An 8971-nucleotide genomic window follows, 5' to 3' on the forward strand; every position below is an offset into this window, starting at 1 on the left:
GGGACAGCAGGCACATCGATTGACGGAGCGCGGATCGCGCAGCAAAACAAAAAACGGATGCCGAAGACAGGCTTCGGCGAACCTCGACGAGGTTAGCGCGACCAGCGACGCCAGGGCCAGGCTCCCCGGTCGATGCTGCTCAGACTCCGTTTTTTGTTCAGAAACATGCGGATGGAAGATTAAATCAGAGGGTTTGCTCGGTCGCATTGTGCGCGGTGATGACCTGCGCCGCGACGAGCAGCGAGCCGACTATACCATCCGAATTTATCGTTTGTATAGCGTTGCCGTGGTTGTAGCCGTAAGGCACCGTCAGCGTCGCGAGGCCCGCCGCGCGGCCCGCCAGCGCATCGTTTTCGGAGTCGCCGATGGCCACCGCCAGCGCCGGTTCGACGCCGAGCCGCTCGCAGGCGGTCAGCATCGGCAGCGGGTCCGGCTTCTTGCGCGGCAGGCTGTCGCCGCCGAGCACCACGCCGAAATGGCCGTCGAGCCGGTATTGCGCGAGCAGTTCCACCGCGAAGCGATACGGCTTGTTGGTCACGCAGGCGAGCGCCAGGCCCGCTTCGCGCATCGCCAGCAGGCCGGTTTCGACGTCGGGATAGAGCTGCGTGTGACGGCCGTTGATGGTTGCGTATTCGGCCTGGTAGAGCTCCAGCGCTTCCTCGAAGCGGGCCTGCGCCTCGGCTTCGCCGAAGCGCGGCTTGAGCACCTGCGCGATCAGGTTCTCGGAACCCTTGCCGACGTAGTTCATGACCTCGTCGCGCTGCGTGGCGCGCGCGCCGATCCGCGTCAGCATCGCGTTGAGGGCCGCCGTGAAATCGTCGGCGGTGTCGATCATGGTGCCGTCGAGGTCGATCAGCGCGGCGGCCAGCCGCGGCGAGGCGAAGCGGATCGTCGTCATCGCCGTGCGCCTCAGGCCTTGACCGTGCCGGCGAGCTGCGTGCGCATCTCGTCGATCACCGCCTTGTAGTCGGGCTTGCCGAAGATCGCCGAGCCGGCCACGAAGGTGTCCGCGCCGGCGGCGGCGATTTCCGCGATGTTGTCGACCTTCACGCCGCCGTCCACTTCGAGGTGGATCTCGCGGCCGGTGCGTTCGTGGTAGGCGTTGATCTTGGCGCGCGCCTCGCGGATCTTGCGCAGCGATTCGGGGATGAACGACTGGCCGCCGAAGCCCGGGTTCACCGACATGATCAGCACCAGGTCGAGCCGATCCATCACGTGGTCGAGATAGTTGAGCGGCGTGGCGGGGTTGAACACCAGGCCGGCCTTGCAGCCGTGATCCTTGATCAGCGACAGCGTGCGGTCGATGTGGTCCGAGCCTTCCGGGTGGAAGCTGATCACGTTCGCGCCGGCCTTGGCGAAGTCGGGCACGATCCGGTCGACCGGGCGCACCATCAGGTGCACGTCGATCGGCACGTCCACGTGCGGGCGGATCGCCTCGCAGACAAGCGGGCCGATCGTCAGGTTCGGCACGTAATGGTTGTCCATCACGTCGAAGTGGATCCAGTCGGCGCCGGCGGCGACGACGTTGCGGACTTCCTCGCCGAGGCGGGCGAAGTCGGCCGAGAGAATGCTGGGAGCGATGCGGAATTGCGTCATGGCGGTAGGGGGACGTGCGTTTTATGCGAAACCGCCATTCTACCGCCGCCGGCCGGGGCCGCCGCCCGCCCGCGGCCCCGCTGTTGCGGCCGTGGGCCGCATCAAGCAGAATGCCGAACCAGTGCGGGCCGGCTGGCGGCGGCCTGGCGCGGCGCCGTGCCGGCGTCGCTCGACCTTCGAAGCGGGATAGCCATGAGCCAGTATGAATTCAGCGTGACGGTGAAGACCGCCTATTTGACGGAACAATCCGACCCCGAGCGTCGTCAATATGCATTTGCCTACACGCTGACGATCGTCAATTCCGGCCAGGTGCCGGCGCAATTGATCGCGCGTCACTGGGTGATCACGGACAGCGATCAGAAAGTGCAGGAAGTGAAGGGGCTCGGCGTGGTCGGCCATCAGCCGCTCTTGAAACCGGGCGAGCAATTCGAATACACGAGCTGGGCGGTCATCGAAACGCCGGTCGGCACGATGCGCGGCGCGTATTTCTGCGTGGCGGAGGACGGCGAGCGCTTCGAGGCGCCGGTTGCGGAGTTCGCGCTGCACATGCCGCGCACGCTGCATTGAGCCTCAGCGCTGGCGCGGCTCGTCGTTGCGCGAGCGGGCTTTCTTCTTGCCGGACGCGGTCCAGAGCACGATGAAAATCAGCAAACCGAGCGCCAGCAGCGATTCCAGCGCAAAAACCAGCATCGGGTATTCGTCGAACAGATCAGACATGGCGGCTTCCATCAAGTACGAGCATTGTAGGTGGTTCGGGCCGCGGCTTGCCGGTTGGGCAGCCGCGATTGCAACGGCGGCCCTGCTGGCCGCGTGCGGCAGCGCGCCCGTGCGTCATGCGCGGCCGCCCGCCACCGGCGCGGCGATCGTGCCGGGGCAGACGGCCTCCGAGCGGCTCACGCCGGTGGCGTGGCAGCAGGTGCCGGGCTGGGACGATGATGCGCTGATCGGCGCGACCATCGCCCTGCGGCAGAATTGCACCCGGCTCGCGCGGGCCGCGAACTGGCGCCGTGCCTGCGACGCCGCGAACCGGCTCGACGATCTCGATCTCACCGGCGCGCGCAGCTTCTTCGAAACGTATTTCACGCCTTATCAGTTCGCCAATGGCGACGGCACGCTCGACGGCCTCGTGACCGGCTATTACGAGCCGCTGCTGCACGGCTCGCGCGTGCGGCGCGGCCCGTATCAGACCGCCCTGTACCGCTGGCCGAGCAGCTATCGCGCCGGAACGCCGCTGCCGGCGCGCGCGCAGCTCGAACGCGCGGGCGTGCTGAACGGCAACGAACTGGTGTGGGTCGACGATCCGATCGAAGCATTTTTCCTGCAAGTGCAGGGCTCGGGCCGCGTGATTCTCGACGACGGCACCGTGATGCGGGTCGGCTTCGGCGGCACCAACAACCAGCCGTATCGCTCGATCGGCAAGTGGCTGCTCGATCACGGCGAACTGACGCCGGGGCAAGCCACCATGCAGGGCATCAAGGCCTGGGCGCGCGCCAATCCCACGCGCCTCGACGCGCTGCTCGATACCAACCCGCGCTTCGTGTTCTTCCGCGACATGGCGTCGGCCGAAGGCGCGCCGAACGGCGGCGCGGACGGCCCGATCGGCGCGCTCGGCGTGCCGTTGACGGCCGAGCGTTCGATCGCCGTCGATCCGTCGTTCATCCCGCTCGGCACGCCGGTGTTCCTGCAGACCACCCGCCCGCTGACCAATACGCCGATGAATCGCCTCGTGTTCGCGCAGGACACCGGCTCGGCGATCAAGGGCGGCGTGCGCGCCGATTACTTCTGGGGCCTCGGCGACGACGCGGGCGATCTGGCCGGCCGCATGAAGCAGGTCGGGCGGATGTGGCTGCTGCTGCCGAATTCGTGATGTCCGGCCGGGGCGCCGCGGCAAACGGCGCCCCGTGTTGCCTTCCTTTCGCGCCGCTGTTCATCGGCGCTTGTCCACCACCCGCCGCGCCTTGCCGACCGATCGCTCGATGCCGTCGACCGGCAGCACGTTGACGATCGCGCTCACCCCGATCAACGCCTTGATGTCGTAGGCCAGCGCCTGCCGTGCCGTATCGAGCAAGGCGGCCTCGGCCCGGGCGAGCGGGCAGGGCTCGACGTTCAGCGTCATCACGTCGAGCGGGCCGTCGCGCGTCAGCACGATCTGGTAATGCGGCGCGAGCACGCGCTGCTTCAGAAGCTGCTCCTCGATCTGCGTCGGGAACACGTTCACGCCGCGGATGATCATCATGTCGTCCGAGCGGCCGGTGATCTTTTCCATGCGCCGCATCGTGCGCGCCGTGCCCGGCAGCAACCGCGACAGGTCGCGCGTGCGATAGCGCACGATCGGCAGCGCTTCCTTGGTCAGCGAGGTGAACACCAGTTCGCCGAGCTCGCCGTCGGACAACACCTCACCGGTCAGCGGATCGACGATCTCCGGGTAGAAGTGGTCCTCCCAGATCGTCGGCCCATCCTTGGTTTGCACGCATTCCGACGCCACGCCGGGGCCGATCACCTCCGACAGCCCGTAGATGTCCACCGCATCGATACCGGCGCGCTGCTCGATCGCCGTGCGCATTTCGTTGGTCCACGGCTCCGCGCCGAAGATGCCGATCCGCAGCGACGCGTCGCGCGGGTCCAGCCCCTGGCGTTCCATCTCGTCGGCGATCGACAGCATGTAACTCGGCGTGACCATGATGATGTCGGGCCGGAAATCGCGGATCAACTGCACCTGTTTTTCGGTCTGGCCGCCGCCGAACGGAATCACCGTCAGGCCCGCGCGCTCCGCGCCGTAATGCGCGCCGAGGCCGCCCGTGAACAGGCCGTAGCCGTAGCTCACGTGCACCTTGTCGCCGGTGCGCGCGCCGGCCGCGCGGATCGAGCGGGCCACCAGGTTGGCCCAGGTGTCGATGTCGCGCGCCGTGTAGCCGACCACGGTCGGCTTGCCGGTCGTGCCCGACGACGCGTGAATGCGCGCGACGCGCTCCTGGGGCACCGCGAACATGCCGAACGGGTAGTTGTCGCGCAGGTCGCTCTTGGTCGTGAACGGGAAGCGCGCGAGGTCGGCCAGCGTGCGCAGGTCGTCCGGATGCGCGCCCGCTTCGTCGAACTTGCGCCGATAGACCGGCGAATTCGCGTAGGCGTGTGCGAGCGACCAGCGCAGGCGGTCGAGCTGCAGCGCCTGCAATTCGTCGCGGCTGGCGGTTTCGATGGGTTCGAGCGGAAGCGGGGCGTTCATCGATGTCTCCGGATCGGATTCTGGCAGCGGTCGGTCGGTGCCGCCGCGCTCAATGTTCTGCGTTGTCGTCGGTCGGAATCACGTTGCCGGCGATCCGCGCCGACTTGCCGCGAAACATCGCCACCGTTTCGCCGGCGCGGTTCGTCACGCGGATATCGTAGATGCCATGCCGCCCGGCCAGCGTCTGCTCGACGGCCTCGGCCGTCAGCACGTCGCCTTCCGGCACCGGGCGCAGGAACTCGATCGCGCAGCCGGGCGCGACCGTATTGAGGTTGTGCGAGTTGCAGGCGAACGCGAACGCCGAATCGGCCAGCGTGAAGATCAGGCCGCCGTGGCAGGTGCGATGGCCGTTCAGGAACGCGGGGCGCACCGTCATGCGCATGCGCGCACGGCCCGGCCCGATGTCGAGCAATTCGATGCCGAGCGCGCGCGTGCAGGCATCGGCCGCGTACATCGCGTCGGCGGCGGCGCGCGCGAGCGCATCGGGGTCGGCGGGTGAAGTTTGCGTCGTGCTCATCTCAACGCCCCTCGAAACGCGGCGCGCGCCGGGCCATGAACGCCGCGACGCCTTCCGCATAGTCGTGCGATTGCCCCAGCTCGCGTTGCAGGTCGCGCTCCAGATCGAGTTGCCGATCGAGCGGGTTCGTCATGCCGGCGCGCATCGCCTGCTTGATCGCGGCGATCGCGCGCGTCGGCTGGCGGGCCAGCTCGGCGGCCAGTGTGGCGGCAGTGGCGGCGAGCGCGTCGTCGTCGACGGCGCGCCAGATCATTCCCCAGTCGGCCGCCTGTTCGGCGCCGAGCTTGTCGCCTGTCAGCGCCAGCCCGAGCGCGCGTGCGAAACCGACGCGCTGCGGCAGGAACCAGGTTCCGCCCGAATCGGGCACCAGGCCGATCTTCACGAACGACTGGATGAAGCTGGCCGATTTCGCGGCCAGCACGAGGTCGCAGGCCAGCGCGAGATTCGCGCCGGCGCCGGCCGCCGTGCCGTTGACGGCCGCGATCACCGGCAGCGGCAACGCCTGAAGGCGGCGCACGAGCGGGTTGAAATGCGCGTCGATCAGCGCGCCGAGATCGGTCGACGCGCCCGGCGTGAAATCGAGGTCGGCCAGATCCTGGCCCGCGCAGAAGCCGCGGCCGGTGCCGGTCAGCACCAGCGCGCGCGCGTGGCTCGCCTCCGTGGCGTCGAGCGCCGCGGCCAGTTCGGCGTGCATCGCGCGGGTGAAGCTGTTGAGCTTGTCGGGGCGGTCGAGCGTGATCGTCGCAACCTGCGTCGCGTCATCGAGCGCGAACCGGATCGTGTCGTACGGCATCGAGTGTCTCCTCCACGTCGTGGATGGCCGGCGGCGTGCGTCGGCCCGGATGCGTCTGGTTTCCTGAAAAAACGATTCGGCTTGCGGTGGGTGCTCAGGCGGCGCTTGTGGTGCTTTCGGCGCGCGGCTCCACATGACGGCGGCTCTGCACCACGCGGAAGCGGTTCGCGACGAAGGCCGCGTCGGCCAGCGCCGCATTCGCGGCCGGGTTTGCGCCGGTGCCGTGGAAATCCGAGAACGCCGCCGACTGGTTGACGAATACGCCCCCCGTCAGATTGATCGACAACGCGACGCCGCCGCGGATCGCCGCGTCGTGGGCGCGGTCGAGCACGGCTTCGTCGGTGCTGTACACCGACAGCGTCAGCGCGCCGCACTCGGCTGCGATGCCGCCGGCCAGTTCGAGCGAGTGCGCCGTCGAATCGGTGGCGATCACGAACGAGATCGGGCCGAACCATTCGCGCGTGTAGGTGCCGCGTTCGCTGGCGTCCAGTTGCAGTACCAGCGGCGTGCGCACGCGCGCCTTTGGGTGGGCGGGGTGGTCGAGCGGCTCGCTGTCGGCCAGCACCTTGCCGAGCGCGCGGGCTTCGTCGATGCGCGCCGTCACGCCGTCGTTCTGGATCGCGCCGAGCAGTTCGACGGCGCGGGCCGGATCCGCCACGAGCTTCTGCACCGCGGCGCCGATCGCCTGCGCGACCTCGTCGAAGCCGACCCGGCCGTCCGGCGTGCGGATTCCGTCGCGCGGCACATAGATGTTCTGCGGCGCCGTGCACATCTGGCCCGAGTAGAGCGCAAGCGAGAACGCGATGTTGCGCGCGGCGGCTTTCAGGTCGTCCACCGAGTCGATCACGATCTGGTTGACGCCGGCCTTCTCCGTATACACATGAGCCTGATGCGCATGGCGTTCGAGCCAGTCGCCGTGCTGCGTGCTGCCGGTGAAGTCGATCAGACGGATCTCGGGGCGTACCGCCAGTGCTTCGACCAGCGCGCCGTCGTCGGGGGCGGTGGCCAGCAGCGTGATGACGTTCGGATCGAAGCCGGCCTCGCGCAACACCTCGCGTGCGATGCGCACGGTCAGCGCGAGCGGCAGGATCGCACCCGGATGCGGCTTGACGATCGCCGTATTGCCGGTGGCCAGGTCGGCGAACAGGCCGGGGTAGCCGTTCCAGGTGGGGAACGTGCAGCAGCCGAGCACGAGGCCAGTGCCGCGCGGGACGATCGCGTAGCGCTTGTGCATCGCGAGCGGCGGGTTCTTGCCTTGCGGTTTTTCCCAGTGCGCGTCGGCCGGGATCTTGCGCAGCGCGTCCCAGGCGTAGGCCACCGCTTCGAGCGCGCGGTCCTGGGCGTGCGGCCCGCCCGCCTGGAACGCCATCATGAACGCCTGGCCGGTGGTGTGCATCACCGCGTGGGCGATCTCGAAGCTGGCCCGGTTGAGCCGCGCGAGGATTTCGAGGCTCACGCCCACCCAGGCACTCGGGCCGGCCGCACGCCAGCCCGGCTGCGCGGCGGCGGCCGCCGCGATCAGTTCGTCGGGCGAGGATTGCGGGTAGCGGATGCCGAGCGGAAAGCCGAACGGCGACACTTCCGCGCCGACCTGTCCGCCCGACGCCGGCTGGTCGAGCGTGAAGGGTTTGTCGAGCTGGGCCTGGAAGGCCGCCTCGCCCTCGGCCGCGGCGCTTTCCCCGTACACTTTGGGACTGGGCATTTCGGCGAACGGGCTCCAGTAGGCGCGAGTCTCGATGGCCGACAGCGCGTGTTGCAGCGTGGCTTCATGCTTCGTGAACAAAGGATGGGTCATGGCGGCAGCCTGATGGAAGTGGGAAGCCGGTCGCCCGAAAGCAATTAATTAACCGACCGGTTGGTCGGCAAATGTTAGCATTGTTCTCCGCGTGTGTGCGCGGAGCCTGGCGTTTCTTTAATGAGGAGACATCGATGGATTACGAGAACATCCTGGTGGAGACGCGCGGCCGCGTCGGCCTGATCACGCTGCACCGCCCGAAGGCGCTGAACGCGCTGAACGATGCGCTGATGGACGAGCTCGGCGCGGCGCTGAAGGCCTTCGACGCCGACGACGAGGTCGGCGCAATCGTGCTGACCGGCAGCGAAAAGGCGTTCGCTGCGGGCGCCGATATCGGGATGATGGCCAAGTATTCCTATATGGATGTCTACAAGGGCGACTACATCACGCGCAATTGGGAGACGATCCGCCAGATCCGCAAGCCGGTGATTGCGGCGGTGGCCGGTTTCGCGCTGGGCGGCGGCTGCGAGCTGGCGATGATGTGCGACATCATCATCGCGGCCGACACGGCGAAGTTCGGTCAGCCGGAAATCCGCCTGGGCGTGATGCCGGGCGCGGGCGGCACGCAGCGCCTGCCGCGTGCGGTGTCGAAGGCCAAGGCGATGGACATGTGCCTGACCGCGCGCTTCATGGAAGCCGACGAAGCCGAGCGCGCCGGGCTGGTGTCGCGCGTGGTGCCGGCGGCGTCGTTGCTCGACGACGCGTTGGCGGCGGCCACCACCATCTCGGAGTTCTCGCTGCCGGCCGTCATGATGATCAAGGAATCGGTGAACCGCGCCTACGAGACGACGCTGGCCGAGGGCGTGCAATTCGAGCGCCGCGTGTTCCATTCGCTGTTCGCGACCGAGGATCAGAAGGAAGGGATGGCCGCGTTCGTCGAGAAGCGCAAGCCGGCGTTCAAGCATCGTTGAGCGCCGGGCGACCGATTTTCGGTCGCATTTTTTGACGTTTTCTTTTGAGATCAAAGGCTTGGCATGAAGGGCGCCGCGCGAGCGGCGCCCTTCATGCATTTTCTTTGCGAAAACGCTTGCACGAAGCGGGATGGGT

The 8971-nt window shown here is 67.9% G+C and carries 10 protein-coding genes; 3 read left to right on the forward strand and 7 right to left on the reverse strand.

What is annotated here, in order from left to right; all coding sequences use genetic code 11:
- Nucleotides 1-184 precede the first annotated feature (184 nt).
- From AB4850_RS34400 to AB4850_RS34410, 3 genes are read right to left on the reverse strand one after another with little or no spacing between them, the layout of a single operon-like run.
- Nucleotides 185-898: a phosphoglycolate phosphatase gene (locus tag AB4850_RS34400; protein ID WP_414443813.1), complete on the reverse strand. Its 714-nt coding sequence runs from the start codon at nt 896-898 to the stop codon at nt 185-187.
- 11 nt (nt 899-909) lie between these two features.
- Nucleotides 910-1596: a ribulose-phosphate 3-epimerase gene (gene rpe, locus AB4850_RS34405; protein ID WP_414443814.1), complete on the reverse strand. Its 687-nt coding sequence runs from the start codon at nt 1594-1596 to the stop codon at nt 910-912.
- A 39-nt stretch (nt 1597-1635) separates the two neighbouring features.
- Nucleotides 1636-1863: a hypothetical protein gene (locus AB4850_RS34410; protein WP_414443815.1), complete on the reverse strand. Its 228-nt coding sequence runs from the start codon at nt 1861-1863 to the stop codon at nt 1636-1638.
- Between AB4850_RS34410 and apaG the strand changes: the two genes are divergently transcribed.
- Entirely contained in the window at nt 1789-2163 is a 375-nt protein-coding gene (gene apaG / locus AB4850_RS34415; RefSeq protein WP_414443816.1) for a Co2+/Mg2+ efflux protein ApaG, read from the forward strand. The genes AB4850_RS34410 and apaG overlap by 75 nt on opposite strands.
- A gap of 70 nt (nt 2164-2233) precedes the next feature.
- Nucleotides 2234-3463 (forward strand): murein transglycosylase A, encoded by a 1230-nt coding sequence (locus AB4850_RS34420; protein ID WP_414443817.1) that lies wholly within the window; start codon nt 2234-2236, stop codon nt 3461-3463.
- 60 nt (nt 3464-3523) lie between these two features.
- Here AB4850_RS34420 and paaK read toward each other — a convergent pair whose 3' ends face one another.
- From paaK to paaN, 4 genes are all read right to left on the reverse strand, one after another.
- On the reverse strand, nt 3524-4819 hold the full coding sequence (gene paaK / locus AB4850_RS34425) for a phenylacetate--CoA ligase PaaK (protein WP_414443818.1): 1296 nt from the start codon (nt 4817-4819) through the stop codon (nt 3524-3526).
- Between the two features lie 49 nt (nt 4820-4868).
- On the reverse strand, nt 4869-5336 hold the full coding sequence (gene paaI, locus AB4850_RS34430) for a hydroxyphenylacetyl-CoA thioesterase PaaI (protein ID WP_414443819.1): 468 nt from the start codon (nt 5334-5336) through the stop codon (nt 4869-4871).
- Between the two features lies 1 nt (nt 5337).
- Nucleotides 5338-6129 carry a 2-(1,2-epoxy-1,2-dihydrophenyl)acetyl-CoA isomerase PaaG gene (gene paaG, locus AB4850_RS34435; protein WP_414443820.1) on the reverse strand — a complete coding sequence of 264 codons (792 nt, stop codon included), beginning with the start codon at nt 6127-6129 and terminating at the stop codon, nt 5338-5340.
- A gap of 94 nt (nt 6130-6223) precedes the next feature.
- On the reverse strand, nt 6224-7924 hold the full coding sequence (paaN, locus tag AB4850_RS34440; protein WP_414443821.1) for a phenylacetic acid degradation protein PaaN: 1701 nt from the start codon (nt 7922-7924) through the stop codon (nt 6224-6226).
- Nucleotides 7925-8058: 134 nt separating this feature from the next.
- Between paaN and AB4850_RS34445 the strand changes: the two genes are divergently transcribed.
- Nucleotides 8059-8835, forward strand: coding sequence for an enoyl-CoA hydratase (locus AB4850_RS34445; protein WP_414443822.1), 777 nt, complete (start codon nt 8059-8061; stop codon nt 8833-8835).
- Nucleotides 8836-8971 lie beyond the last annotated feature (136 nt).

The organism is Burkholderia sp. 22PA0106 (assembly GCF_047497155.1).
Taxonomy (GTDB): domain Bacteria; phylum Pseudomonadota; class Gammaproteobacteria; order Burkholderiales; family Burkholderiaceae; genus Burkholderia.

What these genes read in the sequence shown, in the direction of transcription:
- paaI (WP_414443819.1), bottom strand. Translation starts at nt 5,336, where the DNA reads ATGAGCACGACGCAAACTTCACCCGCCGACCCCGATGCGCTCGCGCGC.
- apaG (WP_414443816.1), top strand. Translation starts at nt 1,789, where the DNA reads ATGAGCCAGTATGAATTCAGCGTGACGGTGAAGACCGCCTATTTGACG.
- AB4850_RS34420 (WP_414443817.1), top strand. Translation starts at nt 2,234, where the DNA reads ATGAAAATCAGCAAACCGAGCGCCAGCAGCGATTCCAGCGCAAAAACC.
- paaG (WP_414443820.1), bottom strand. Translation starts at nt 6,129, where the DNA reads ATGCCGTACGACACGATCCGGTTCGCGCTCGATGACGCGACGCAGGTT.
- AB4850_RS34400 (WP_414443813.1), bottom strand. Translation starts at nt 898, where the DNA reads ATGACGACGATCCGCTTCGCCTCGCCGCGGCTGGCCGCCGCGCTGATC.
- paaN (WP_414443821.1), bottom strand. Translation starts at nt 7,924, where the DNA reads ATGACCCATCCTTTGTTCACGAAGCATGAAGCCACGCTGCAACACGCG.
- rpe (WP_414443814.1), bottom strand. Translation starts at nt 1,596, where the DNA reads ATGACGCAATTCCGCATCGCTCCCAGCATTCTCTCGGCCGACTTCGCC.
- paaK (WP_414443818.1), bottom strand. Translation starts at nt 4,819, where the DNA reads ATGAACGCCCCGCTTCCGCTCGAACCCATCGAAACCGCCAGCCGCGAC.
- AB4850_RS34445 (WP_414443822.1), top strand. Translation starts at nt 8,059, where the DNA reads ATGGATTACGAGAACATCCTGGTGGAGACGCGCGGCCGCGTCGGCCTG.